Below are 23,568 nucleotides of genomic sequence, written 5' to 3' on the forward strand. Positions count from 1 at the left end.
TCGATTATAAGTTTCTCATTTGACTTTGCCGCTATGGCCAACAGCGGCGATCCGTTACACCGTCCAGCCGCACCCTGACGCGCGGAACGGTTGACGTAGCCGCAACGAAGGCTTCTGCGCGAGCAATGAGTTCGGTGCTGTAGTCGACCACTGTGAACCATCGTTGCCGCTGCACTAGGTAGGGTGACCCATCACCACGCGGCACCGATACATTCGTGCGGAGCGTGGCGATTTCGCGAGCGTCGGTCTCAGTCCGCAAGCGCTCATGCAATTGATTTAGTTGCTCGTCATGCTTTTTCCCTTTGCTGGGAAAGGTAATGAACACGACGGCCCGGCCGGGCCTTCGAAGCAACCGTATTTCTGAGAAGGTCGCGTGCTTTGACGATTCCGCACCAACGCCGTTGTCGGGATCAAGAAAAACAATGTCGGCCCCTTCCAGAGCCTTTCTTTTGCGGGCGCCCCAGGTACCGCGTTCTGCGCGCGACGGCATGGGCTCTCGATGAAATAACGCCCCGTTCGGCCAGATCGCTGCCTGCTCAAGCGCCGCGATGCTGCGCGATGGTATTGTTGAGAGGCCCGCATGGAGGCTAGCGTCCACGTGCCGCCATGCGGCTTCGTCACGCCATTCAACATGCCGCCCGTCCGGTCGTCCGTCGTCTCCGGGCGCGTAATACCAGGCGACACCGAGCGTTCTGTCGGTGCCCGCCAGCGCGCGCAGAAAGCCAAATTTCAAGAGATCACTGACATCCCCGGCGTATTGGTCTCGCATTCAATCCTCATTCTTGACCGAGCTGACGATGAGGTTGCCCCATCTGCACATCAGCTAGGAAGTGTGGCGCGGCGTTGTTTGCTTCTGGCTGCCAACGATTTGCTGCCGGCCGCCATTGTTGCGCAAAGTGGTCGGTAGCGCCGTCGTCGCTATTCGACGCCTAGGGGAATAGAAATCGAGGTTTCGGTTCGCTAGCGTACCGAAAAAAAAGCCCCGTCCGGAGGAGGGGGGTGAGTTGGGACGTTAGAGGCGCGCTGGTGGTGTTATGAACACTACCCACATTGGGACGACATTAAGGACCGCGATCAGGCGCGGCCCCGATAAACGTGTTGTATCGTGGGTTACAATCTGACTGTGCCTTGATGGAAGAACATTGCCATTTGAGCCCGTCATGCTCCCAGACGGAGCTTCGCAGCACGCACCGTTTTGAACCATCCTGATACAAGCGCTCTGTCTGATAGGTTAGAAGCACAGCGTCGTTCGAGATAGGCCTCAGGGCGTAGTTCGCTGTTCGAAGGTCGCCTTCATCGGCGCTCTCCTGCGCGAGAACATCGACGATGGTTGTTCGGTCGCAAACGCCCCCAGATGCTCCGAATTCCACAATCCCTTCTGCAAGCAACGTTTCGACGGCTTTCCTGGAACGCCTTATCTCTGGGCGGTGAAGGGCCTCTTCGAGAGACTGGATTTCCTCAATGCTGGGAACGCTCGTCAATGTGGCACCTCGCTGGCTATAGCCCCTTGAATGTACCCGTGATCTCGCCCCAAGCAACCGTCGGACCTGTTAGCGGGGAACGAAACGCAAAAGCACATTCTGGCCGACTTCACCATGTCGGGGCGCGGGTAAGCTGCGTTCCGTGGGGATGGATCATCGCGCGGTGCCGTTGACGACGATTTCCAGTTCTACGCCTTCAGGGGCGGTAATCTCTATCTTAACGGTGGCCAAGGCGACGACCGGCGCCTCCGGCGCCCGCTCTACCGGGCCGAACCATAGGGCGCAGTTTTCGCGGGAACCGTTGAACCGGTTTCCGTCAACCGGCCCATCTATGCCGGGGACGGTTTCGCTGTCGGTATATTGCCAAAGCGTCCATTGCGGCCATGTGTTCTTCGGCCATGACGGAGTCCCTTCGGTATAATGGGCCAGCCACAGCGCCGATTGCGCCAAGTCCCCGTAATAGTCGCCGTTGATTTGCTCCTTCAGAAGCGAGCCGCCGTAAATCGCCACCTCAAGATCGGGCGCGTTGGCGCCCAGCCATTCGAGGGCGTCGTGCAAATCCTCCAAAGTGCAGTCGGGGTCCTCGTAGTCGATGGCGACCCGCGAGCCCCACGCCAAGCAGGAATTCGCGACGAAGGATGCCATTTGCTCGGCAGCGTCGCCGTGTCTCAGAAAATGGTAAGCGCCCCATTTGAGGCCAACCGCCAGCGCTTCGGCTTGGCGGCTCGCGTACATGGCGTCAACAAAGCTCGTCCCTTCGGTCGCTTTGTGAAAAACCCCGACGATCCCCGAATCCGCAACTGCCTGAAAATCGGAAACGGTGTTGTGGTGGCTTAGATCGATTGCTACCAGTTCGTCGCTCATGGCGAAGCCTTTCCCCCGGTTTGGGGTGAATGATATCAGTATAGCTGGTTGCCGGTTTGGCGTCGCGCCCGAGTGCCACTGCCGGCGGCTACGGGATTTCCCTCCCATCTGGCGGCTGGTCGGGTTCTAAGGCCAACCTCCTCTGACCCGGCTGGGATGGCGAGATGGGTGTGTTCGTCGTCATGTGCCATCTGGCCCTTTTTTCTCTGTGGCATCAGAACCCTACCATGCTGCCATCTAGATAAAGTACAGATGCTCGGAGGCGCAATGAAAAGGCTGCGGCCGTTCGGTGCCGTCGCGTCTACACCGAGTGCCCCCGGCGTGCCCCCCGGAGCTTCAATCATCATCCGGCTATTGGATACAAAAATTAACAGCATGATCTTATCTGGTAATTCTGGTACACCCCTTTGGACAAAACTGCGAACCACCCCAACTACTGGTTTTTGTTGATAGATCGGCGATCAATGAATTAGTTCTATACTCTTGGAAGAGTGCTTTTTCCCCATTCGACACCGAGGGCTGTGCGCACACGCAATGGATAAGCGTCCGCCTTCCCGCGCGAATGCCTTGTTGCTTTGCGCCTCGCCCTATTCTTAGGGAATCGATAAACTTCGAGATTTCGTTGTCCGAGATAGCCAATCGTTAATTCTCAATCTCGTGGATATGCGTGAATTTGGTGGACCAAGATAAAGCTCGATTGCGCTACCTTTGCTTACAGCTATCAAGCCAGTGCGATTCAAAGTGACACATAATTGCTTCACGCGATAAGCCGCCGTTATTTTGATATTGCTGTAGTGATCCCACTTGAGCCGGAATGCCAGGAGATCGTCGACGTGTTCGAACTTGACGAGGATTTCTATTTGCAGGTTCTCTTTCCTCATCGGTTATTTCGATGATGGACGATATTTTGGTAATTATTGCGAAGAAGGAGGGCATGGGCCGAACGCACGCAGGGAACGCCCTAGAGTCAATTGTCTCGGGGTTCGACGGTGGATTGGTTGTCTTCTTAGCCTTCAACTGGGCGATGTTTGCTACAGCACGCACGTGTTCGATGTGCTGGACAACGCAAAGGCGAGTGACCTCAAGGGCGGAGCGTTGCGACATAATGCGGACCTTCGCTATCGACCGCTCTCTGAGCAAGGAGTATCCTAAATCCCACTCACTCCGGCTTGGGAGGGCTATATGTGGGGACCGCCAATTCTATTCACGTCCCTCGTCAGCTTGGCTACATCAAGCATTGGGGCTGAACTTTCCCCATTTCACACGTCAATCTTCTCGGCGGATGTCTCGGTTGCCTTGTCGGTGCGATCCGTCACCGCGTCTCGGTCTCGGGAATATGACTATGACGTCACTATCGGGCTGACCGAGCGGCTGAGTAACGGCAGGACCATTTTCATCGATCATGGAAATCATGACGCGCGGGTCAAGTGTCTGCCAGGGAAGGTCTTCGTGGGTGGCAAGGAGTACCTGCCGCTGCCAAGTCAGGCGACTCTCGACTGGAAAGAGGACCTGGTAGAATCGCTATGCACCCGCCCGGTGTCCTAGTCGCCTAACTCAAACAGACGGACCTTCGCGCAAATTAGCTGCCTTTTTGTAGCGCCCGGGCCGGTTTTCAGCGGCCCGGGCTCACTCTTTACTTGACCTGCGTGACGGTCAGCTTGCCATCAACGCGCTCGGCAACGAACTCGATGCTGTTGCCTTCCTTCAGTTGTTCCAGAATGGCCGCATCCTTGACCCGGAAAACCATTGTCATGGCGGGCATGTCGAGGTTCTTCAGGTCCTCATGCTTGATGGTGACCTTTTGCCCCTTGGCGTCGACTTTGTTGACGACACCCTTGGTGAACTCCTGCGCGAATGCACCAGCAGCGGCGCTGATGGACAGCAGGGAGGCCAAGGCGAGTTTGAGTGCGATCTTCATTGTTAGTCTCCTTTTTGGGGGGCGGTTATTTGGCAGCGACAGTGACGTCGCCATGCATGCCAGCCTCGTAGTGGCCGGGGATGAGGCAGGCGAACTTGAAGTCGCCGCCAGTGGTGAACTTCCAGATGATCTCGCCAGACTGACCAGCGGTCAGGCGAATTGAGTTGGGGTCGGCGTGCTCCATCTCCGGGAACTTCTCCATCACCTTCTTGTGCTCCAGGATTTTATCCTCTTGGTCGAGCACGAACTCGTGGTCGGTTTCCCCCGCGTTCTTGATGGAGATTTTTACCGTCTGGTCTTTGCGGACCTTGATGACAGCAGGCTGAAACAGCATCTTGCCGTCTTCGGTCTCTTTCATCGTGACGCGGATGGTCTGTGTGACCTTCGCCTTATCGCCAGGTTCGCCGACCGCCATCTTTTCCCCGTGTCCGCCAGCGTGATTGCCGGAGGCAAGGGCCGGGGTGGTGATGGCGGCGATAGCCAGTGCAAGTGCGTAGTTTTTCATGTCAGGTCCTTTTGTTGCTGAGGATGAGCATCAGCCATTTTTCATCGGCTTCGGCGTGATGGTGGTGTTTGCGTCTTTGGCCTTGGGTGCGTCCGGCAGTTCGCCAGTCCACTCCCAGGCTTGGGTCCCGGGCGGGTTTTCGTACCAGCCAGGATCGGAGTAATCGTCGGCCAAGATGCCTTCACGGACTTTCACGACCGAGAACATGCCGCCCATCTCGATGGGGCCGTGAGGACCCCAACCGGTCATCATGGGAATGGTGTTCTCGGGGATGGGCATTTCCATTTCGCCCATATCGGCCATGCCTTTGGTTCCCATCGGCATGTAATCGGGCTGCAGCTTGCGGATTTTTTCCGCGACCTTCGACTTGTCGGCACCAATGAAGGTCGGGATGTCGTGGCCCATCGCATTCATGGTGTGATGCGACTTGTGGCAATGGATCGCCCAGTCCCCGAGGTACTTGGCATCGAATTCGTAGGCCCGCATCGCCCCGACGGGAATGTCGATGCTCACCTCCGGCCACCGCGCTTCCGGCCGCACCCAGCCTCCATCGGTGCAGGTGACCTCAAAGTCATAGCCGTGCATGTGGATCGGATGGTTGGTCATCGTGAGGTTGCCGACGCGCACACGCACACGGTCGTTCTTGGAAACGACAAGCGGGCTGATGTCCGGGAAAATACGACTGTTCCAGCACCACATGTTGAAGTCGGTCATTTCCATGACCTTGGGCACATATGTACCAGGATCGATGTCATAGGCGTTGAGCAGGAAGACAAAGTCCCGGTCGACGCGCATGAACTTCGAGTCCTTGGGATGGATGACGAAGAACCCCATCATGCCCATCGCCATCTGGACCATCTCGTCCGAATGCGGGTGGTACATAAAGGTGCCGGACTTCACGAGATCGAACTCGTAGACAAACGTCTTGCCGACCGGGATGTGCGGCTGTGTGAGTCCCCCAACGCCGTCCATACCCGACGGCAGGATCATGCCATGCCAATGGATCGTCGTGTGTTCCGGCAGCTTGTTGGTAACGAAGATGCGGACGCGGTCGCCCTCAACGGCTTCAATGGTCGGGCCCGGAGATTGTCCGTTGTAGCCCCAGAGGTAGGCGGTCATGCCTTCCGCCATCTCTCGTTCCACCGGCTCGGCGACAAGGTGAAACTCTTTCACCCCGTTGTTCATCCGGTGAGGAAGCGTCCAGCCGTTGAGGGTTACGACCGGCTGATAGTCGGGGCCCGAGGCCGGGTGCAGTGGAGGCTGCATATCGGCCGACGCCATTGCCGGAGCGTCCGGAAGACCCATCGCTGAGGTCTTCGTCCAGGCTCCAGCTGCCATCAGGGCTGCGCTAGCGCCAAAAAGTTGTCGTCTGTTGAACATCTGAGTGTCCTTTCTCAATGAGCGCCGCCGCCGCTTTCGGATGCTGATGCAACCTCGGTCTCGGCTGCCGCCGCAGACGAGCCGCCGCCATAGACCGCTGGGGCGAGGTTCGCGTCGGCCAGCCAAAAATCTCGCTTGGCGTTGACGGAAAGCAGGATTGAATTGATCTTGTCCCGAGTGTCGGTGAGCAATTCGAACGTGTTGGTGATCATGCCGTTGTAGGTGAGCAGCGACTCTTCCTCGACCTTGGTACGCAGCGGCACGACGTTGTTACGGTAGTGCCGGGCAATGTCGTAGTTGGAGCGGTAGGCCTCGTAGGCTGATCTCGCCTCCGAACGCACATTGACGGCTTTCTCCGCCAATTGGTTCGCGGCTCGCATGTAGCCAAGCTCGGCCTTGCGCATCCGGGCCTTGCCGGTGTCGAAGATGGGGATCGCGAACTCCAACTCCCCAGCGGCGGTGGTTTCCCACTTCTTCTTGCCGTCCTCCTCGACTTCGCGTTCGGCCTCGAAGCCTGCCAGGACTTCCAGGTCGGTGACATAGCGGGTGGCCTCGGTCAGGCCATAGGATCGTGCGGTGGCCTCGAGTTCCAGGCGGGCGACCTGAAGATCAATACGGTTTCTGAGGGCTTCGGCCTCGATTGCATCGCGCTTGGCAAGCGACCGTGGCAGAGCCGGAAGGCTGTTCGGAACCTGATAGTCGACGTCTGTGCCCCACAGGCCCATCAGTCTCGTGAGTTCCTCCTTGGCAAGACGGGCCGTCAGCCTAGCCTTCGCCGTTTCGCCAGCCAGCTCGGCAACGAAGACATGCTCACGGGCCTGGCCTCCCTTGGTCATTGCGCCTGTTTCGCCCAGCTTTTCGGCGAGTTCTGACGCCGCGTCGGCGGCTGCTTGTGCTCGTTGCAGCTGACCGACGTTTTCCCATGCCGCGACCGCGTTGATCCAGGCACGACGGGTTTCCGCCGCGAGCTGCAGGGTCCGGACGGCAGCGTTCAACTGAGCCTGCCTGAAGCGCGTGTCGGCAATTTCGATGTCCCGTTTCTTCGTCATCAGCGCGAGAAGGTTTGTGGTGATCGCCCCCTCGATTGTGCGGAACGCCTCAAGTTCCGGCGCACCGATCCCCGAGAAGCCGACAGAAACCGTCGGGTTCAGCAGCATCGTCGACTGCCAGGCATCTGCTGCACTGTCGCCGAGGTCGGCATAGGCTGCCTGCAGGCCCTTGTTATTGATGAGCGCGACCTGAACGGCAGTCTCGGCGTCCAGCACCTTGTTTCGGCTTAGGATCGTCTTGACACGGGCAGACGTTGCCTGGGCCTGCTGTTGATTTTGGACCCAGACAGTCTGCTTGGCGGTGGCACCACCGACCTTGGTGGAGACCGTGGAAAAGCCCGCTTCCTTTCCGGCGTATTCGGCACTGCTGACGCAACCCGCCAGAACTAGCGGAATAGCCGTCACGGCCATCGCTCTCTTGATCGCGATCATGATTGGTCTCCATTCTTCGGAGACAGCTGCTCGTTTTGTTGCCGCCAGGGTTTGGGATCGACAGGCTGGCGGGCAACGAAGCCAGAAATGGGCGAACGGTATCGAATAGGACGTACCGAGTACGTCTGCTGGACGTCCGCCGACGCAATAACATCAGGAGGCGTGGATGCGCAGCCGCCCACCAAGAGGGGCAGCCCCACCACAAAAAGGGAAGGTTTCATTTTGAAAAATCCGAATAGCAGAAGTCGACCGGCAGGCGCGGCTGTCGCCACGGCATGCCTTCCGAACCCGTCAGGATGGGCTAATCGCTATTCAGATATTAGGCGGTCGATACAGAGGCGGCAGCTCGCCAACCAGACTTTGATCGTTGACGAACTGCCGGATCGAAGACACGACGGGTCCGCCGACGTCGTGAGCTTCACAAACAATGCCAAAGCCGCCGCAGAAATCCTTGCAGCACTGCTGTTTGGAGAACTGGTCGTCATCGCCCGTGGATGACCCGTGATCATGCTGCTGGGAAACATCTTGAGCCGCCGCCTGATCACCGGACATCGAATGATCGTGGCCGGACATGCCGTGATGATCGTGAGACATGGCACTATGGTCGTGCCCGGTCGCGGTAATTGGTGACGGCAATTCGGGGAACGCCGATCCATGCATGGCGGCATTTGCGTTGGACAAGGTGTATCCTGCCAGCGATACGATGATCACCAGCCGCACGAATATGAGCAGTCTGCTCAGTGCGATTCGATACATTTTGCCCATTCCCAAGAGCTACAGCCAAAGCGGCCTCGCTTCAATTGCGCTGCCGAACGTTTCAAAGATTCGCGACCATTGTGAGGCAGTCATGGGGGCGTGTACGGCTTGCCACCGTTGGAAGGTCAACATCTATTTTGCTGAGCCGCCTACAATTTCGGACGGCAATGAGTTTGAGGGAGGCCACCCCGGCTTTTGCAAACCACCCCTCCGCTGTGGCCTCCCACTATCCTCCCAGGAGAAGAGGATAGGAAGAGACTAGGACTAACCGCTTCCCTCGCCATCGGACTTAGGTCCAATCGTCGAATTCCGTACGTCAACGAACAATGCGGTTAGCGTCTGACCTGACGGTCCAGGTAACCGGCTCGTCTGTGCGGGGAAGGATTATCCGGTCGATTGTAGCGTCTCGCTTGATCAACGTATGCCAGGCAGCAGCGGTGAAGTGGATCGCGACCATCATCAGGATCACATTCGAGCCGATGACATGAAGCGGGGCGACGGAGAAGGTCAGATAGCTGGCGACGAAACCAAGTGCGGCTTGGCCGATGATCGCTGCATAGAAGGCAATGTGGAGGGCGGTCGCGAGCAGGTCGGCCCGTGTTACCGGCGTTGCTCTTGTAGGCGGCTGCATAATCCTCAGGAGAAGCCGCAGGACCATCAACCCGCCGATGGCAAGCCCTGCATAGTTGTGGACCAGGTGCTGCAGAACGTCGGTCGCCGACGGCTGCACGCCCATGTGCACCGCATGATGGGTCCGCTCAATACTACCTCCAGTGAGGTACTGTATCGGCAGTAGTCCAGCGATCACCCAGTGCAAGGCGATCTGATAACCCCTGTAGCCTTTGCGCATTCGATCCTCCAATTGCCGTGGAGGATGCCGTGACTCTGTAAAAATTGGGTATCCACTTCGCGCTCCTTGGTTGCTTTCCAGGCTTCCCAGCCCATATCGCCCTCAGGAACAAAATTCTGCTTTCGCTATTTGGATGCGAAAGGGAAATTCATAGTGATCCGTATTAGTAGCAAAATCGCCCATGTCATAGTGGCCCTGGCGTTGAGCTTGATGGTGATCGCGGCGATGGCCCCGTCGGTGAACACTGGTTCGCTGGGCGGGCAGTGCGTGCATGCCTACTCAGGCTCACATGATGAAAAGCCGCATCCGGACACGATACATGTAGGCGCATGCTGCACTGACATGCATTGCTGTCCGCTTATGCCGAGCGTCCTTCCAGCCGAGACGTCGTTGCAGTTAGACGACATCCTTTTTGCGGGACATAGGGCAGCAAGCCCGCTCCTGTTGATCAGGCCAATCGATCCGCCGCCGAAAGCCTTCGCGGTCTGACGTTTCGATCAACCCATTCGATGGAGAATTCCAATGAAAACGAAGTACCTTTTGACGGCTTTCGCCGCGTCCTGCCTTTCCCTGGCAGCGCTTCCTGCTTCTTCCCAGGAAATGACCTATCCCGAAAAATGCAAGGGGATGGACATGGCCAAAATGGGCACGTCGTCCGGCGGCGGAATGAAGATGGACATGTCTTCTGGCGGTGACATGAAGATGGATATGCCCATGGACAAATGGGCGATTACCAGAAGGCCGTGATGGACGGCATGAAGTCGATGCACGACGACATGATGACGGGGATGATGCAGAAAGACCCCGATGTGGCTTTCGTTTGCGGAATGATCGCCCACCACATGGGTGCGATCAACATGTCCGAAGCCGAGCTGAAGTACGGTGATAACAAGGCGGCAAAGGACATGGCGAAGAAGGTCATCGCGGCGCAAAAGAAGGAGATCGCCTACATGGCCAAGTGGGTCGAGAAGGAAGCCAAGTAGGAGCCAGTCATGCACCACCAATCAGAAGAGATGAAGCGTTGCATCGAAACCTGCCTGGCTTGCTACCAGGAGTGCCTTTCGATGGCGATGACCCACTGTTTGGAAATGGGTGGCGAACATACGAAGCCAGACCATTTCCGTCTCATGATGGCTTGCGCGGAAATGTGCCGTACATCGGCGCATTTCATGTTGCTCGGCACACCGCATCACAAGCACACCTGCCGTGAATGCGCGGAAATCTGCCGGGAATGCGCTGCCGACTGTGAGCGCATCGGCGACATGGAAAGCTGCGTTGATGCCTGCCGCCGCTGCGCGGAAAGCTGTGAGAAGATGGCCGCCTGAGGTCGTCGGGAGGGCCGGGTGACCGGCCTTCCATTCAGGTTCTTTTCGGAGGTTGGGGGAAGTGATTCCCCGCCTCTGAAGTCATTTTTGATACGCACCACCGCGCATATGCCTTTGCGGGAACGCCCCCTAGCCAGCTGCCCACCGGGCTGAGGGAATACGAGTATTGAATTTTGACGATTACCCGGGAGCCTTCCGAGATCGGCTTGATGACGAAGTCCATGTGATAGGAGTCGATGACCAGCAACTTCGGACGGCCGAGCGTTTTCCACGACTTCCGCCACGGTGGGTGCCACTCAGTGATGATCTCCTCGACGAACAGCTCCATGCCGAGAACCTTGCCGCGCATCTTTACAATGGAGCCGACAGCTTGTCCCTTCCCAGGATCGACGTCGTATTGCATGGTGGCCCCCAGCATCATCAGCGAGGGCTTCTGCATGTGGGCTCCGACAACGGTTGGATCATCGAGGAACGCGAAGAGCTGCTGCGGCGGAGCCAGCAGGTCGATGGTGCTTGTCGCGGAGTCCTCGTAAGTCATCACGCGCCGTCCTTGTGGTCATGACCTCCATGGCCACCGTGTCCATGGAACAGGTGCATCAATGGACATGCCAAAAGCAGAAGGTATGGGGCGATGCCAAGGGCATGCGCCCAGTGCTCCCGTAGCATGAAGAACAAGACGATGATCCCAAGTGATGCCGCCATCAAAATCCAGGTGCGCGAATTCATAGTCCGATGCTCCTAAGCCTGAGGGAATTGCCGACGACGCTTACGGACGACAGGGCCATGGCGGCTGCGGCAATGATGGGGGAGAGAAGTATTCCGAAGACGGGGTAAAGAGCGCCCGCTGCAATCGGAACGCCAGCAGCATTGTAGATGAAGGCGAAGAACAGGTTCTGCCGGATGTTGCGCATCGTTGCCCGGCTAAGCTGCCTTGCCCTGACGATGCCCTGTAAATCACCCTTGAGCAGGGTTACGCCCGCACTTTCGATGGCGACGTCCGTTCCGGTTCCCATGGCAATTCCGACGTCGGCCGCCGCAAGTGCAGGTGCATCGTTGACGCCGTCACCTGCCATGGCAACGATGCGGCCTTCGCTCCTCAGTCGCGAGACGATCTTGCTTTTGTCTTCGGGTAGGACCTCGGCCTCCACCTTGGTGATGCCGAGCTTGAGGGCAACCGCAGCCGCCGTCGTCTTGTTGTCGCCGGTTAGCATGACAACTTCGACGCCTTCGTCCATCAGTGCTGCGACCGCTTGCGGGGTTGTCGCTTTGATCGGATCGGCTATGGCAAAGAGACCGGCCAGCGAGCCGTCGATTGCCAGGAAGATTACCGTTGCGCCTTCGTCTCGGAGTTCCTCCGCCTGGGCGGTCATTGGCAGGACGTCGACCTTAGCATCGGCCATGATCCTGTGGCTTCCCAGGATGAGCTTCTTCCCGGAAACATTCCCCGTCACGCCTTTGCCGACCGGACTGTCGAAGTCTTGCGCGTCTTGGAAGGCAAGATTCTGCTCTTGGGCGGCGACCACGATGGCATGGGCAAGCGGATGCTCGCTCGACCGTTCCAGGCTGGCGGCCAACTGCAGGACTTCATCAGCCGCCATGCCGTCGCGAGGAATGATGGCTGTCACTTGTGGACGCCCCTCGGTGAGCGTTCCGGTCTTGTCGACCACGAGGGTATTGATCTTTTCGATCCGCTCCAGTGCCTCGGCGTTCTTGATCAGGACCCCAATCCTTGCTCCGCGACCGACGCCAACCATGATCGACATCGGTGTCGCCAGCCCCAAGGCGCATGGGCACGCAATGATCAGAACAGCGACGGCGGCGACCAATCCATGGGCAAACCGTGGCTCGGGTCCGATCAGCAGCCATGCGACGAAGGCGATGAGTGCAATGACGATAACGACCGGTACGAACCAACCAGACACTTGGTCTGCCAGGCGTTGGATCGGCGCACGTGAGCGCTGTGCCTCGGCTACCATCCGCACGATTTGGGACAGCATCGTGTCACGGCCGACTTTCCCGGCCTCCATGACGAAGCCGCCGGTCTGGTTCATAGTGCCGCCGATCAGCTTCGAGCCGACTTCCTTTGTCACAGGCATGGACTCGCCGGTGATCATCGACTCGTCGACCGAGCTTCTGCCTTCGAGAAGGATGCCATCGACCGGTACCTTCTCGCCGGGGCGAACGCGCAACCGGTCGCCGACGGCGATGTCATCAAGGCCGACATCTTCGTCGGAACCATCTGGTTTCACGCGTCGCGCCATCTTCGGAGCTAGATCAAGTAGGGCTCGGATCGCGCCGCCGGTCTGCTCACGGGCCCGAAGCTCCAGGACCTGACCCAACAATACGAGGACGGTGATGACTGCTGCCGCCTCGAAATAGACTGCAACCGCGCCTTCGTTCGAGCGAACCGTTTCGGGGAAGATTTCCGGGAATACGGTTGCGACCGCACTGTAAATCCAGGCAACGCCGGTTCCCATCGCGATAAGGGTAAACATGTTGAGGTGACGGCTGACCAGGGACTGCCATCCCCGTTGAAAGAACGGCCAGCCAGCCCAAAGGACGACAGGGGTGGCGAGAACCATCTGCACCCAGTTCGACGTCTGAGCGCCGAGAAGCATGTGCAGGTTCGTGAGGTGGCCGCCCATCTCCAGCGCCAGGACTGGCAGAGAAAGTACCAAACCGATCCAGAACCGACGCTGCATATCGATCAGCTCGGCGCTAGGCCCGGTCTCCTCTGTTACCACTTCGGGTTCAAGCGTCATGCCGCAGATCGGGCAGTTCCCTGGGCCGGGTTGTCGTATCTGGGGATGCATGGGACAGGTATAGATGACCGGTTCGCCGGTTAGCGTAGGCGGCGGCGATGCCGCCATATGTTCATGGTCGTGATGATGTGCCGTTGTCACGAGACACTCCGTGTTTTCGTTGCCAGCTCGCGCGGCCGTGTCTGGCCACGCTCCTCGAATCAAGCAGCGGTACGGGGTGGTCCCAGCGACGGTGGGAACATGACACCGGTCAGGTGGTCGACAGGTTGCCGGTAGCCGACCTCAATGAAACTCGGAACATGACGGACTTCTGTCGCAACGGTTTCTGCGACGTACACCAGACACTGCAAGGCGCAGCATTGGCCAGGGACAGTGTGCTGTTTCGAATCGTCGCAATCTTGGTGGCCAATCTTGTCGGCGGAAACGTACGTGTGGGAAGCAACGGACAGGTCGGCTGTGAAGCCTGGCATCACAGGGGAAAGGAAGAGCAGGACTGCGATGAAAACCGCGACCATAACTTTCCGTCCTTTAGACCTCGTCGCTAAATCGAAATGGGCTGAATCTTGCCAATGTCTGTAGATAGCTGAGACGCAAAGTAAGACATTGATCTTGATCAAATTCAAGTCGATGCCGGGCTTTGCCGGGTTCGTTCATCAATCCTGCTAGCGAAGGGATGCCATGAGGTCCGCTATTGTCGGTACATTGATTTTTGTGAATGTCGCGTCTGCGGCGGTTTGTGCAGACGACATCGTCACCATCCGACAGGCGGATATGAAGGCAATCGCCGCTGCCACGAAGTCCATCGCGGGAATGTTCAAGGTGCCGTCAACCTATTCTTCGCCGGAGTTCAACTGGGCAGCCGAGCTTATTCGGGACAAGGCGGGTCAGACACTGATCGACCATTTCTCGTCGGAAGCTGCATCTCCGGCCTCGAAGGCGAAGCCAAATATCATCGAGGAACGCGACCGTTTCGACCGCCTGGCAAATGACCTCAAGTCCTATGCGGCGGCGCTGGCTGTCGCCGCCGAGAAGAACCCAGCGGTCATGACCGACAGCATGCGAATGAAGCCCGGCGAGCCGATGGGCGGCGGGCCGCTCGGCACCCATGTCCAGAGCGAGGCCGATCTTTCGTCCATTCCGGCCGAACACGCCTTCCACCTGATGCTGCAGACCTGCACGACGTGTCACGTCCGATACCGCATGGAATGATCACCGTCGCACCGGCTGCTCGGGCCTGATCCCGTTCACGCCGAACCGGGCGTTCATGGCAGGAACCTCCTCTTCGTCGCTTGCGTTGGCGAATTCCTCGATAATCGGGCAGTCCGGTCGTTCATCACCGTGGCAGTGGTTGGCGAGATGCTTCAGGGTCTCCGTCATCGCATGGATGGCCGCAGCCTTCCGCTCCAGTTCTGCAATATGCTCCATGGCGATGGTCTTGACGTCCGCGCTTGCGCGAGAGCGGTCTCGCCAAAGAGCGAGCAGCGTCTTCATCTGCTCGACGGAAAACCCGAGATCACGTGCGCGGCGGATGAAGCGCAGGGTGTGGATGTCGTTGTCGGCATAGGTTCGGTAGCTCGATTCCGTTCGGTGAGCGGGCGTGATCAGCTTGATCTGTTCGTAGTAGCGGATCATCTTCGCCGAAACGCCGCTCGCCTTGGCAGCCTGTCCGATGTTCATGTTCGATCTCCTTGAATGCGGGCGGCCTTTCTAGGCCAGCCCGCTTCGCATGGGTTATGGGCTTACAGAGCGGAGGCGTAACGCGTTTCCGAGCACGAAGACGCTGGACATCGCCATGGCGGCGGCTGCGAATATCGGCGACATCAGCGTGCCGTTTACCGGGTAAAGCACGCCTGCGGCCACCGGGATCAGGCTGACATTGTAAGCAAAGGCCCAAAACAGGTTCTGCTTGATGTTCCGGATCGTCGCCTTGCTGAGGGCGATGGCCTTCGGCACGCCGTTCAGATCGCCGGACATCAGCACGACGTCGGCACTTTCGATGGCAATGTCAGTCCCCGTGCCGACTGCAAGGCCGACATCCGCTTCGGTCAAAGCTGGGGCGTCATTGATGCCGTCGCCGATGAAGGCCACTTTACGACCGCCAGCCCGCAGGCGCTTGACCGCCTCAACCTTACCGTCCGGAAGGACTTCGGCCACGACCTCGTCGATGCCCAATTGGCGGGCGATTGCGTCGGCGGTCCGTTTGTTGTCGCCGGTGATCATCGCCACCTTCAGGCCCAGTGCATGAAGCGCGGCCACAGCTGCCGGGGTCGTTTCCTTTACAGGATCAGAGACCGCGATGATTGCTGCGAGATTGCCGTCGATGGCCGCATAGAGCGGTGACTTCCCCTGATCGCCAAGAGCGGCGGCTTTGTCACGGAATTGGCCGATGTCGATACCCGCTTTCTCCAAGGCGCGGTCAGCACCGACCAGAACCTTTCGGCCGTTGACCGAGCCTTCAATGCCGAAGCCGGGGTTTGCCTGGAATTCGGTGACGGGAAGAGCGCGAATACCCCGTTCCCAAGCCGCTGCCGCCAATGCCTTGGCAATCGGATGCTCCGACAGGGTCTCGACGCTGGCGATCAGTTGCAGGACCTCGATTGCCGCATATCCGTCCCGGACCTCGATATCGGTCAGTTCAGGGCGCCCCTTCGTCAGGGTGCCGGTCTTGTCGAGAGCGACCACATCGGCTTCGCGAAGGCTCTGCAAAGCTTCACCCTTTCGAAACAGGATGCCGAGTTCAGCCGCACGACCTGTTCCGACCATGATCGAGGTTGGCGTGGCCAGACCCATGGCACAGGGGCACGCGATGATGAGGACGGCCACCGCGTTGACGAGCGCGAAACTCAGGGCGGGCGACGGACCAAGCAGGTACCAGGCTGTAAAGGTGATCGCTGCAGCCAGGATGACAGCCGGGACGAACCAGCCGGTGACCTTGTCGACCAGGGCCTGAATCGGCAGCTTCGATCCTTGTGCGGCCTCGACCATCTTGATGATCTGCGCCAGCAGCGTGTCGCTGCCGACCTTGGTCGCCTTGAAAATGAACGTGCCGTTCGTGTTGATCGTGCCTCCGACGACTTCGCTTTCGGCGGCCTTTTCAACGGGGATCGGTTCACCCGTGATCATCGATTCATCGACAAACGAGCTTCCGGTGACGACGATGCCATCGACCGGCACCTTTTCGCCCGGCTGGATACGAAGGAGGTCGCCGACGATAACATCTTCGATCTGCGTTTCGACGAATTCGTCGCTACGCGATACGAACGCGGTCTTTGCCTGTAGGCCGATCAGCCGCTTTATTGCTTGGCTCGTCTGCCCTTTGGCCCGGGCTTCGAGAAAGCGCCCAAGCAGGATCAGCGTCACGATCACCGCTGCGGCCTCGTAATAGACGTTGGCGGTGCCCGACGGCAGCACGCCCGGTGCGAACGTGGCCACGGCGGAGTAGAGCCAGGCTGCCGTGGTTCCGAGCACGACCAGCGAGTTCATATCCGGGGTCCAGCGCAGAAGGTTCGGTACGCCCTTCCGGAAGAAGCGCACGCCGGGTCCGAACAGGACGATGGTTGCTAGGACGAACTGGAGGTAGAGATTGTTCTCCATACCGATGGTATCCATGATCAGTTCATGGACGCCCGGGATAAAGTGAGACCCCATTTCCAGTAGAAAGAGTGGCAAGGTGAGCGTTGCCGAGACCGCTAGGAGGACCTTGAGCTTGGAGATTTCGGCAGTTCGGTGATCCTTCGTTTCGCAAGTCTGCGCCGTGTGCAAGCGGCGGACGTCGTATCCGGCATTCCTTACAGCAGCTTCAAGCGCAGGTGTCTCGACAGCACCCGCCGCCACACGGATAGTTGCCCGCTCGGTGGCCAGGTTTACCGATGCGTCAATGACGCCGGGGACCGCTTTGAGCGCCTTCTCGACGCGGGCCACGCAGGAGGCGCACGTCATTCCCCCAACACCGAACTCCTGTGTGTCGACCTTGGCCTGATAGCCAGCGTCCTCAATGGCCCGTAAGACGGGGCCTGGATCAACAACGTCCTTAAAGATCACACTGGCGCGTTCAGTAGCGAGATTGACCGAGGCACTATCCACGCCGGGGAGAGCCTTGATCGCTTTCTCCACGCGGACGACGCACGATGCGCACGACATACCCTCGATCTCGAACTCGGTCGGTATCGGGCGGGCTTTGCTTTTTTCGAACTGGGAGAGCGCAGTCATGGGGAATTCCTCATTTCACTGCACAGATAAGTAATCCTTCCCATGATGGGAAGGTCAAGGCCTTTTTTCAGATGTTTGACGTGGATCAACGCGGCTTCACGGCATCGTGTTTACGCTCGCAAGCGGTTCATAATAAGCTGAGAAGCATGGCAGGGTACTTGGATCGAAAATTGATGCGTCTTGCCACGATGGTCATTGTGGCCATTGGCTTGGTGTTCGCGCCATTTGCGGCCGCCCACGCTGCTCACTGTGCCGACAGCTCAGCTTCCTTTCATATTGTGGTGCAGGATCACTCTGCTGCAATAACGGACAATGCCCACCGGCATTCTGAATCGTCGCATCCGGCCGCTGGAAACTGTTGCGTCTCGACTTGCTCGATATGTGCGACACCTTTCTACTCTGGAGGTTCAGAATTCCTGCAGGTGTCTCACTTAGTCGTCTATGGGATACAGGTCTCTCCGTTGACAGGCCACTCGGTGCCGCCCGGGCTCGATCCGCCTCGTATTGGTGTCTGACGTTTCTTCGCTGGCGCATTGCGCCCAGACTCTCGAAACCGGACAACGAATATGTACAGACGTGAATTTCTTACCCGCACAATGGCTGCGGCCTCCGCCTATGCCTTCGTCAACTCTGTCGCCGCCCGGGCAGGTGCCGAGACCAATCCCATGGCGGGATCAACCCAGAAGCTGAACATCGTCAAGAGAACCATCGAGGTAAATGGAAAGCCTGCGAGCGTTCTCGGGTTGACTCGGCCAAACGGCTCGACGGGGCTGATACTCGATGCTGACACGGCCTTTGATGTAGAATTGTCGAGCCAGATCGACGCCTCAACATTGATCCACTGGCATGGGCTGACGCCGCCATGGGACCAGGACGGCGTACCGGACAATCCCGCCGCCCTGATCAAGCCGGGCGAAAGCCGACACTATAACTTCCCCCTTGCATACGGCGGGACCCACTGGATGCATGCCCACACGCTGCAAGAGCAGAGCCTCCTTGCCGCGCCGTTGATTATCCACACGGCCGACGACAGGAAGCGCGACGAGCAGGAGGTTGTCGTTCTGCTGCACGACTTCTCGTTCAAATCCCCAGAGGAGTTGTTTTCCGAGCTGAAAGGCGAAGGTGGAGGCATGGACATGTCCGGCCATGACATGGGGTCCATGATGAACATGTCCGGCGGTTCCATGAAGATGGACATGGGCAAAATGCCCATGGGCAACGGAATGGCGATGGGAGGGATGGACATCAACGACATCGAATACGATGCCTACCTCGCCAATGACCGCACGCTTGATGATCCAGAGGTCTTCCAGGTCGAGAAAGGCGGGCGCGTTCGCATCCGGCTGATCAATGGCGCGACGGCTACTGGCTTCACCATCGACACTGGAGGATTGGACGCAACACTGGTTGCCGTCGATGGCCACGAGATCGAGCCGGTTCAGGGGCAGCAGTTCCCAGCCACAATGGGCCAACGCCTGGATATCGTAGTGGCGGTTCCGAAGGAGGGTGGCAGTTTCCCTGTCCTTGCGCTTCGTGAGGGCGCACCTCAACGGACAGGGTTTGTCCTCGCCACCCGCGGCACGGACGTCACAAGGATTGCCACGAGTGGTGATGCAAACGGTCCATTACTTGGGCTCGACCTCGAACAAGGTCTCCGGCCACTAACACCCTTGGCAAAACGTCGGACCGACAAGTCCTACGAGGTCACGCTTTCTGGAGACATGACGAAGTACGCATGGATCATCCAAGGCGACGCTCTTGATGTCACTTCGGGAGACCGCGTCGAAATCGGGATCAGGAACATGTCGATGATGTCTCATCCGATGCATCTACATGGCCACAAGTTCCAGGTCGTCGGGGTCAACGGACGACGAGTGACCGGGGCCATCCGCGATACAATCCTGTTGCCGATGATGTCGACGGTGACTGTTGCGTTCGACGCCGATAACCCCGGCCATTGGCCATTCCATTGTCATCACCTGTACCACATGGCGAGCGGGATGATGACATACATCGGGTACGAGGCCTGATGTCGGCGCAGATGCCCCATCCACTCCCGGGGGGCATCTGCGCTTCTTTGTCAAGGCGGGCTCTTGCGCGGCCCGCGAGGGCTAGAGAGAGGTGAAGGTGTTCGGGTAACCCGCGCTCTCGAGAGCCGCCGCAATAGTGGCAGGGTCGAGAGCCGTTTCCACCTTAGCCGTCCGGGTCGGGAGGTCGACCTTGGCCTGAGCGGTGGGATCGGCGGCTTTGATTGCCTTTTCCACCGTGCCCGCACAGTGGCCGCAGGTCATGTTCTGGATGTTGAATTCGTACATCGAAGGTCTCCAATCCAAGTGACCTGTAACATGTGGCGCTTCCCATGGTTGGAAGGTCAAGGGGCCAAACCGCATTCGTGGCCGAGAAATACACACAGGGAGTCGCTGGCACCCGATTTATGGATGATGGAAAAGGAAAACGAGATGAAACGCAGAGCTTTTATGTGTCTCGCCGCGACCGGTGCAGTTGCCGCTTTGATTGGCCCCGCGCGTGCTTCACAGATCCAGATGGACCTTTACAAGGACCCAAGTTGCGGCTGCTGTGAGGCCTGGGGTCGAGCCATGGCCGACGCTGATTTCAACGTAGTCGTTCGCAATGAGGATTTCACTGCAGTGAAAGCAAGGCTCGGCATCCCCGAAAATATGCAAGGTTGCCATACGGCCGTTGTTGGCGACTATTTCTTCGAAGGGCACGTTCCACTGCAGGCTGTCCAAAAGATCATGAACGAACGGCAGCAGATTGCCGGTCTTGCGGTACCTGGCATGCCAGCCGGATCGCTGGGGATGGGGGATGATCCCAATGCCTCCTACGCAGTCTACAGCCTCAGCAAACCGGACATGAAGCCTACATTGTTCATGCGCATGCGGAAGGCTTAGCGGCTCACAACTGCATGCCAACCGATAAGGATCATCACAGCGCCGAAAAACAGCGCTGCGATGAGGGTTATCTGGCGGTCCGCCTTGACTTTCAATCGGCGACGCACAGACATGTTCGAAGGCGAAATCACCCACGAAGGAGATCGCTGCAGTTTCGAGGTCCTCCGCACCAGGGCGGGCATCGCCGATCCTGCCTTGCAGGCCATCGCCGAGATCGCACGACATCGACTTGAAGGATGCGAAGTTCGGGCGCGAGGAGGCGGCCGGAATCGCCAGCCGGATCGCCGGAAATCTGCGCCGCCAATCCCCAGGACGACGAGCGGATTGCGCAGGGCAGGCCGGTCTTCGGCAACCTCTATCAGTATTTCCGCGCCACGCGCGGCTAGCATGGGACAGCAGCAAATGTACGATACGGAAACATTCCGCCACCGCGAAACGAAGCCAGCCGACGTGCCGTCCCAAGGCATCTCGTTTGGAGAGGCGGAACCCTTTACGAAGCACGCGGGTTTGGCATGACGGTGGATGTTCCCGTGTTTAGCTCGGTCAACATCCCCTCGCTGGTGCTCACGACGGCAGCTGTTATCGCCGCGTTCCGCTTCAAGGTCGGCATGCTGACGGTCCTAGTGGCTTGCTCGGTCCTCGGCATCCTGTATGAGACGATCTACGGACTGGTCTAGCGCGTGAAAGCGATGATCTCCACTGCATTCACACCGGCTAACTGCGTCTTCGCATCCAGAGCCTTGCGCGACTTCGCGGATGCTTTTGTAGCGATCCTGCTACCTGTCTACCTGCTCAGTCTTGGGTTTTCCCCGTTGCAGGTGGGTATTGTCGCGACGGCTTCGCTGTTTGGTTCAGCGCTTCTGACGATCTGCGTGGGCCTGATCGGCGCGCGTCTTGACCTTCGCGCGCTCCTTCTGGTGGCGGCCGTGTGGATGGTGGCGACAGGCGTCGCGATGTCCTCCGCCAGCGATTACCTGCCGCTTCTGGCTATCGCCTTCGTCGGCACGATGAACCCGTCCGCAGGTAGCGTCAGCGTCTTCGTGCCGCTTGAACACGCAGTTCTTGCGCGCGAGACGCCGGATCGTCAGCGCACGAGCATGTTCGCGAACTACAGTCTCATCGGGGCGCTCGCGAGTGCCCTCGGAGGACTCGCCGCCGCAACGCCCGACTTGATGACGAAACTCGGCCTCGATCAACTGACGGCGATCAAGCTGATGTTTGTTCTCTATGCTATGCTCGGGCTTCTCGGCGGCCTGTTCTACTCCCGTATTCCGCCGCGCCCACCGAGCCGCGAACTCGATAAGCCGGCACCTCTCGGCCCATCGCGCGCGATTGTCGTAAAGCTTGCCGCGCTCTTCAGCCTCGATGCGTTCGCGGGGGGATTCGCCGTCCAGTCGCTGCTGGCTCTGTGGCTCTTTGAGCGTTTCGAGCTTTCGCTTTCGCAGGCGGGCGTATTCTTCTTCTGGACGGGTATCCTTTCTGCATTCTCTTTTCCGGTGGCAGCGCGGCTGTCAAAGCGCATAGGCCTCGTCAACACCATGGTCTTCACCCACATCCCATCCAGCATTGCGCTCGCCCTCGCGGCCCTCGCGCCGAGCTTGACCTTGGCTCTTGGCTTTCTGCTGGTAAGGGCTGCGCTCTCGCAGATGGACGTGCCAACGCGTTCGTCTTACGTGATGGCTGTGGTGACGGACGCGGAGCGAGCGGCGGCGGCCAGTTTTACGTCCGTGCCGCGCAGCCTTGCGGCGGCGGCCAGTCCCGCGCTCGCTGGCGCTCTATTCGCCGCATCCTATCGGGCTTGGCCGTTCCTCATCTGCGCGGCGCTCAAGATCGTCTATGACTTGCTACTGCTGCGCAAGTTTCGGCACGTGAAGCCTCCGGAGGAGATGCGATAGCGCGGACACATCGGGTCGCATTGGTTTCGCATGAAGCGGTTGGCATATGAAGTTCATCACTGGCCGGCTGACCCTGTAGGCGTGGAACGCGGGACGAGTTCCTTGCCGCCAATGGAGCCTCATGTTGCGTCTACACCCGATGAGCCGGGCTGTGTATTCTTCGAAAAAGAGAATGCCAATGAACCGCGCCTTCATGGTTGCAGCGGTCGCTGCACTCTTTAACCTTACGACCCTTGCGCCATCTCCGGCGGCTCCAGTCTCATCGAAGGCAAAGCAATCCATTCCAAAGGTAGTGAGTAAGCAGAACGCCGAGGCTACCGCGCCGACGACCAATCTATTTCTCACTCCTCGAATGATGGGATCGCAAGCGGCCAATGAATCCAGTCTGTGACCAAGGCTTTAAACCCGGAGCGCCTTCCAGCTGTCACTGCTGACGCTCTGGCAGCGGTTCGAACCTCCGCTGCCAGAGTTGTTTCAACCAGTGGTCTGCTTATTTTGCCGGGGGCTTGTAGGAAGATGCGATTGTACCCGCCTTCTCTTGCGCAGCCTTGAATTCCGAGCCCGTGTAGGCTCGCACGGTTTTGACATTCGATACGGCTCCCGATGCGCCGATGACGAGCAGTGCCGGGACCAAGTCAGCACCATCGTCGAATTCCGTGATTGCCATCCAGTCATTTTCGCCGGTCGTGACGTAGAAAGATTGCAGTTTCCCGCCCGCTGCTTCCATGATGCCGCGGGCCGCCTTTTCTCGGTCCGATGGACTGTCAATCATTCCCTTCGCTGACGTGGTTGTATAACACCCTGTGGTTATGAACAGTGGCATAGGACATCCTCCCTCATCAACTGGGCAGATCAGGTGATCTGCCATGCTCACTATCTCAAAAAACTTGGCGTTAGACGAGCGTTGGGTTGGGCTGCGGAGAGATTGGTCGCGCACAATTCGGCAGCGCGCAGTGAGCATGATCGCCACCGCGGCGAGCCTTGAAATGACGACACCACCAGCCGTCGCGTCCGAAGGTGTTGCACGCTAAGGCTTTGGACCGCTTAGGGGACGCCCCGGCATAGCGGGTGTCTCTTTCTGGTCGATAGCGGGTTCGCTTACGATCTTCATGGCCGGCTCTTCTTGTTGCCCTCACTCAGCGGGGGTGACAGGTAGCTTTCATGGTTCGTTGAACGCCAAACTGCGGGCCACAAGTTTATCGCGAAAATAGCCTAGATGCGCGATCGCCA

General features: G+C 58.6%; 25 protein-coding genes and 2 pseudogenes. 10 read left to right on the forward strand and 17 right to left on the reverse strand.

Translation table 11 applies throughout. The features are described from left to right. Positions 1-31: 31 nt before the first annotated feature. The 10 genes from AS026_RS04475 to AS026_RS04520 all read right to left on the reverse strand — a co-directional run bounded on the left by AS026_RS04475 (position 32) and on the right by AS026_RS04520 (position 9,235). Entirely contained in the window at positions 32-769 is a 738-nt protein-coding gene (locus AS026_RS04475) for a hypothetical protein (protein ID WP_062368722.1), read from the reverse strand. Between the two features lie 292 nt (positions 770-1,061). After that, a complete protein-coding gene (locus AS026_RS04480; RefSeq protein ID WP_342587545.1) occupies positions 1,062-1,538 on the reverse strand; it encodes a nuclear transport factor 2 family protein in 477 nt (158 codons plus the stop codon). 96 nt (positions 1,539-1,634) lie between these two features. Beyond that, positions 1,635-2,345: a glycoside hydrolase family 25 protein gene (locus AS026_RS04485; RefSeq protein ID WP_062368723.1), complete on the reverse strand. Its 711-nt coding sequence runs from the start codon at positions 2,343-2,345 to the stop codon at positions 1,635-1,637. Between the two features lie 1,633 nt (positions 2,346-3,978). Continuing rightward, on the reverse strand, positions 3,979-4,263 hold the full coding sequence (locus tag AS026_RS04495) for a copper-binding protein (RefSeq protein ID WP_062368725.1): 285 nt from the start codon (positions 4,261-4,263) through the stop codon (positions 3,979-3,981). Between the two features lie 25 nt (positions 4,264-4,288). Then, positions 4,289-4,768, reverse strand: a complete 480-nt coding sequence (locus tag AS026_RS04500) for a cupredoxin domain-containing protein (protein ID WP_062368726.1) — start codon at positions 4,766-4,768, stop codon at positions 4,289-4,291. A gap of 30 nt (positions 4,769-4,798) precedes the next feature. Continuing rightward, positions 4,799-6,148 carry a multicopper oxidase family protein gene (locus tag AS026_RS04505; protein ID WP_062368727.1) on the reverse strand — a complete coding sequence of 450 codons (1,350 nt, stop codon included), beginning with the start codon at positions 6,146-6,148 and terminating at the stop codon, positions 4,799-4,801. A gap of 14 nt (positions 6,149-6,162) precedes the next feature. Then, complete coding sequence (locus AS026_RS04510; RefSeq protein ID WP_062368728.1) at positions 6,163-7,629, reverse strand: TolC family protein; 1,467 nt, start codon at positions 7,627-7,629, stop codon at positions 6,163-6,165. Further along, entirely contained in the window at positions 7,626-7,850 is a 225-nt protein-coding gene (locus tag AS026_RS43015) for a hypothetical protein (RefSeq protein ID WP_082728432.1), read from the reverse strand. Before AS026_RS43015 ends, AS026_RS04510 begins: the two co-directional genes overlap by 4 nt. Positions 7,851-7,941: 91 nt before the next feature. Beyond that, positions 7,942-8,394, reverse strand: coding sequence for a hypothetical protein (locus AS026_RS04515; RefSeq protein ID WP_205634448.1), 453 nt, complete (start codon positions 8,392-8,394; stop codon positions 7,942-7,944). Positions 8,395-8,701: 307 nt separating this feature from the next. Next, positions 8,702-9,235, reverse strand: a complete 534-nt coding sequence (locus AS026_RS04520; RefSeq protein ID WP_062368730.1) for a cytochrome b — start codon at positions 9,233-9,235, stop codon at positions 8,702-8,704. Positions 9,236-9,757: 522 nt separating this feature from the next. Between AS026_RS04520 and copM the strand changes: the two are divergent. Beyond that, positions 9,758-10,218, forward strand: a pseudogene (gene copM, locus AS026_RS43020) (CopM family metallochaperone). A 9-nt stretch (positions 10,219-10,227) separates the two neighbouring features. Beyond that, positions 10,228-10,560: a four-helix bundle copper-binding protein gene (locus AS026_RS04535; RefSeq protein ID WP_062368732.1), complete on the forward strand. Its 333-nt coding sequence runs from the start codon at positions 10,228-10,230 to the stop codon at positions 10,558-10,560. A gap of 34 nt (positions 10,561-10,594) precedes the next feature. Here AS026_RS04535 and AS026_RS04540 read toward each other — a convergent pair whose 3' ends face one another. The 3 genes from AS026_RS04540 to AS026_RS04550 are packed head-to-tail and all read right to left on the reverse strand — an operon-like array spanning position 10,595 to position 13,430. Continuing rightward, positions 10,595-11,098, reverse strand: coding sequence for an SRPBCC family protein (locus AS026_RS04540; RefSeq protein WP_062368733.1), 504 nt, complete (start codon positions 11,096-11,098; stop codon positions 10,595-10,597). Continuing rightward, positions 11,098-11,286 carry a DUF2933 domain-containing protein gene (locus AS026_RS04545; protein WP_062368734.1) on the reverse strand — a complete coding sequence of 63 codons (189 nt, stop codon included), beginning with the start codon at positions 11,284-11,286 and terminating at the stop codon, positions 11,098-11,100. The genes AS026_RS04540 and AS026_RS04545 overlap by 1 nt, the downstream gene beginning before the upstream one ends. After that, the gene (locus AS026_RS04550) at positions 11,283-13,430 is read right to left on the reverse strand and encodes a copper-transporting P-type ATPase (RefSeq protein ID WP_062368735.1); all 2,148 of its coding nucleotides are present in this window, start codon (positions 13,428-13,430) and stop codon (positions 11,283-11,285) included. The genes AS026_RS04545 and AS026_RS04550 overlap by 4 nt, the downstream gene beginning before the upstream one ends. Before the next feature lie 570 nt (positions 13,431-14,000). Between AS026_RS04550 and AS026_RS04560 the strand changes: the two genes are divergently transcribed. Beyond that, positions 14,001-14,531, forward strand: coding sequence for a cytochrome c (locus AS026_RS04560; protein ID WP_062368737.1), 531 nt, complete (start codon positions 14,001-14,003; stop codon positions 14,529-14,531). Here AS026_RS04560 and cueR read toward each other — a convergent pair whose 3' ends face one another. Then, positions 14,532-14,999 carry a Cu(I)-responsive transcriptional regulator gene (gene cueR / locus AS026_RS04565; protein WP_062368738.1) on the reverse strand — a complete coding sequence of 156 codons (468 nt, stop codon included), beginning with the start codon at positions 14,997-14,999 and terminating at the stop codon, positions 14,532-14,534. Between the two features lie 54 nt (positions 15,000-15,053). After that, complete coding sequence (locus AS026_RS04570; RefSeq protein WP_062368739.1) at positions 15,054-17,531, reverse strand: heavy metal translocating P-type ATPase; 2,478 nt, start codon at positions 17,529-17,531, stop codon at positions 15,054-15,056. 566 nt (positions 17,532-18,097) lie between these two features. Here AS026_RS04570 and AS026_RS04575 point away from each other — a divergent pair. Beyond that, positions 18,098-19,561 (forward strand): multicopper oxidase family protein, encoded by a 1,464-nt coding sequence (locus AS026_RS04575; RefSeq protein WP_062368740.1) that lies wholly within the window; start codon positions 18,098-18,100, stop codon positions 19,559-19,561. Between the two features lie 81 nt (positions 19,562-19,642). On the opposite strand, the gene AS026_RS04580 is transcribed toward AS026_RS04575, so the two are convergent. Beyond that, positions 19,643-19,846, reverse strand: coding sequence for a heavy-metal-associated domain-containing protein (locus tag AS026_RS04580; RefSeq protein ID WP_062368741.1), 204 nt, complete (start codon positions 19,844-19,846; stop codon positions 19,643-19,645). A 144-nt stretch (positions 19,847-19,990) separates the two neighbouring features. On the opposite strand from AS026_RS04580, the gene AS026_RS04585 reads away from it, so the two are divergent. The 6 genes and pseudogenes from AS026_RS04585 to AS026_RS41945 all read left to right on the forward strand — a co-directional run bounded on the left by AS026_RS04585 (position 19,991) and on the right by AS026_RS41945 (position 22,729). After that, positions 19,991-20,443 (forward strand): DUF411 domain-containing protein, encoded by a 453-nt coding sequence (locus AS026_RS04585; protein WP_062368755.1) that lies wholly within the window; start codon positions 19,991-19,993, stop codon positions 20,441-20,443. Between the two features lie 111 nt (positions 20,444-20,554). Then, positions 20,555-20,605, forward strand: a pseudogene (locus AS026_RS43025) (hypothetical protein); the annotation flags it as partial. A 74-nt stretch (positions 20,606-20,679) separates the two neighbouring features. Further along, a complete protein-coding gene (locus AS026_RS43030) occupies positions 20,680-20,829 on the forward strand; it encodes a hypothetical protein (RefSeq protein ID WP_245307319.1) in 150 nt (49 codons plus the stop codon). A 126-nt stretch (positions 20,830-20,955) separates the two neighbouring features. Further along, complete coding sequence (locus AS026_RS39290; protein ID WP_205634449.1) at positions 20,956-21,120, forward strand: hypothetical protein; 165 nt, start codon at positions 20,956-20,958, stop codon at positions 21,118-21,120. A 12-nt stretch (positions 21,121-21,132) separates the two neighbouring features. After that, entirely contained in the window at positions 21,133-22,338 is a 1,206-nt protein-coding gene (locus tag AS026_RS04595; protein ID WP_425349757.1) for an MFS transporter, read from the forward strand. A 178-nt stretch (positions 22,339-22,516) separates the two neighbouring features. After that, positions 22,517-22,729: a hypothetical protein gene (locus tag AS026_RS41945; protein WP_160330093.1), complete on the forward strand. Its 213-nt coding sequence runs from the start codon at positions 22,517-22,519 to the stop codon at positions 22,727-22,729. A gap of 99 nt (positions 22,730-22,828) precedes the next feature. Here the strand turns inward: AS026_RS41945 and AS026_RS04605 are convergent, their stop codons facing one another. Beyond that, the gene (locus AS026_RS04605; RefSeq protein ID WP_062368745.1) at positions 22,829-23,161 is read right to left on the reverse strand and encodes a GYD domain-containing protein; all 333 of its coding nucleotides are present in this window, start codon (positions 23,159-23,161) and stop codon (positions 22,829-22,831) included. Positions 23,162-23,568 lie beyond the last annotated feature (407 nt).

The organism is Rhizobium altiplani, assembly GCF_001542405.1.
Lineage (GTDB): Bacteria > Pseudomonadota > Alphaproteobacteria > Rhizobiales > Rhizobiaceae > Rhizobium > Rhizobium altiplani.

Coding starts and splice junctions, on each gene's coding strand:
- AS026_RS04605 (WP_062368745.1), bottom strand. CDS start 23,161: ATGCCACTGTTCATAACCACAGGGTGTTATACAACCACGTCAGCGAAG.
- AS026_RS41945 (WP_160330093.1), top strand. CDS start 22,517: ATGAACCGCGCCTTCATGGTTGCAGCGGTCGCTGCACTCTTTAACCTT.
- AS026_RS04545 (WP_062368734.1), bottom strand. CDS start 11,286: ATGAATTCGCGCACCTGGATTTTGATGGCGGCATCACTTGGGATCATC.
- AS026_RS04485 (WP_062368723.1), bottom strand. CDS start 2,345: ATGAGCGACGAACTGGTAGCAATCGATCTAAGCCACCACAACACCGTT.
- AS026_RS04515 (WP_205634448.1), bottom strand. CDS start 8,394: ATGGGCAAAATGTATCGAATCGCACTGAGCAGACTGCTCATATTCGTG.
- AS026_RS04475 (WP_062368722.1), bottom strand. CDS start 769: ATGCGAGACCAATACGCCGGGGATGTCAGTGATCTCTTGAAATTTGGC.
- AS026_RS39290 (WP_205634449.1), top strand. CDS start 20,956: ATGACGGTGGATGTTCCCGTGTTTAGCTCGGTCAACATCCCCTCGCTG.
- AS026_RS04495 (WP_062368725.1), bottom strand. CDS start 4,263: ATGAAGATCGCACTCAAACTCGCCTTGGCCTCCCTGCTGTCCATCAGC.
- AS026_RS04500 (WP_062368726.1), bottom strand. CDS start 4,768: ATGAAAAACTACGCACTTGCACTGGCTATCGCCGCCATCACCACCCCG.
- AS026_RS04550 (WP_062368735.1), bottom strand. CDS start 13,430: ATGGCGGCATCGCCGCCGCCTACGCTAACCGGCGAACCGGTCATCTAT.
- AS026_RS04540 (WP_062368733.1), bottom strand. CDS start 11,098: ATGACTTACGAGGACTCCGCGACAAGCACCATCGACCTGCTGGCTCCG.
- AS026_RS04580 (WP_062368741.1), bottom strand. CDS start 19,846: ATGTACGAATTCAACATCCAGAACATGACCTGCGGCCACTGTGCGGGC.
- AS026_RS04570 (WP_062368739.1), bottom strand. CDS start 17,531: ATGACTGCGCTCTCCCAGTTCGAAAAAAGCAAAGCCCGCCCGATACCG.
- AS026_RS43015 (WP_082728432.1), bottom strand. CDS start 7,850: ATGAAACCTTCCCTTTTTGTGGTGGGGCTGCCCCTCTTGGTGGGCGGC.
- AS026_RS04535 (WP_062368732.1), top strand. CDS start 10,228: ATGCACCACCAATCAGAAGAGATGAAGCGTTGCATCGAAACCTGCCTG.
- AS026_RS04585 (WP_062368755.1), top strand. CDS start 19,991: ATGAAACGCAGAGCTTTTATGTGTCTCGCCGCGACCGGTGCAGTTGCC.
- AS026_RS43030 (WP_245307319.1), top strand. CDS start 20,680: ATGCGAAGTTCGGGCGCGAGGAGGCGGCCGGAATCGCCAGCCGGATCG.
- AS026_RS04505 (WP_062368727.1), bottom strand. CDS start 6,148: ATGTTCAACAGACGACAACTTTTTGGCGCTAGCGCAGCCCTGATGGCA.
- AS026_RS04560 (WP_062368737.1), top strand. CDS start 14,001: ATGAGGTCCGCTATTGTCGGTACATTGATTTTTGTGAATGTCGCGTCT.
- AS026_RS04520 (WP_062368730.1), bottom strand. CDS start 9,235: ATGCGCAAAGGCTACAGGGGTTATCAGATCGCCTTGCACTGGGTGATC.
- AS026_RS04510 (WP_062368728.1), bottom strand. CDS start 7,629: ATGATCGCGATCAAGAGAGCGATGGCCGTGACGGCTATTCCGCTAGTT.
- AS026_RS04595 (WP_425349757.1), top strand. CDS start 21,133: ATGATCTCCACTGCATTCACACCGGCTAACTGCGTCTTCGCATCCAGA.
- cueR (WP_062368738.1), bottom strand. CDS start 14,999: ATGAACATCGGACAGGCTGCCAAGGCGAGCGGCGTTTCGGCGAAGATG.
- AS026_RS04575 (WP_062368740.1), top strand. CDS start 18,098: ATGTACAGACGTGAATTTCTTACCCGCACAATGGCTGCGGCCTCCGCC.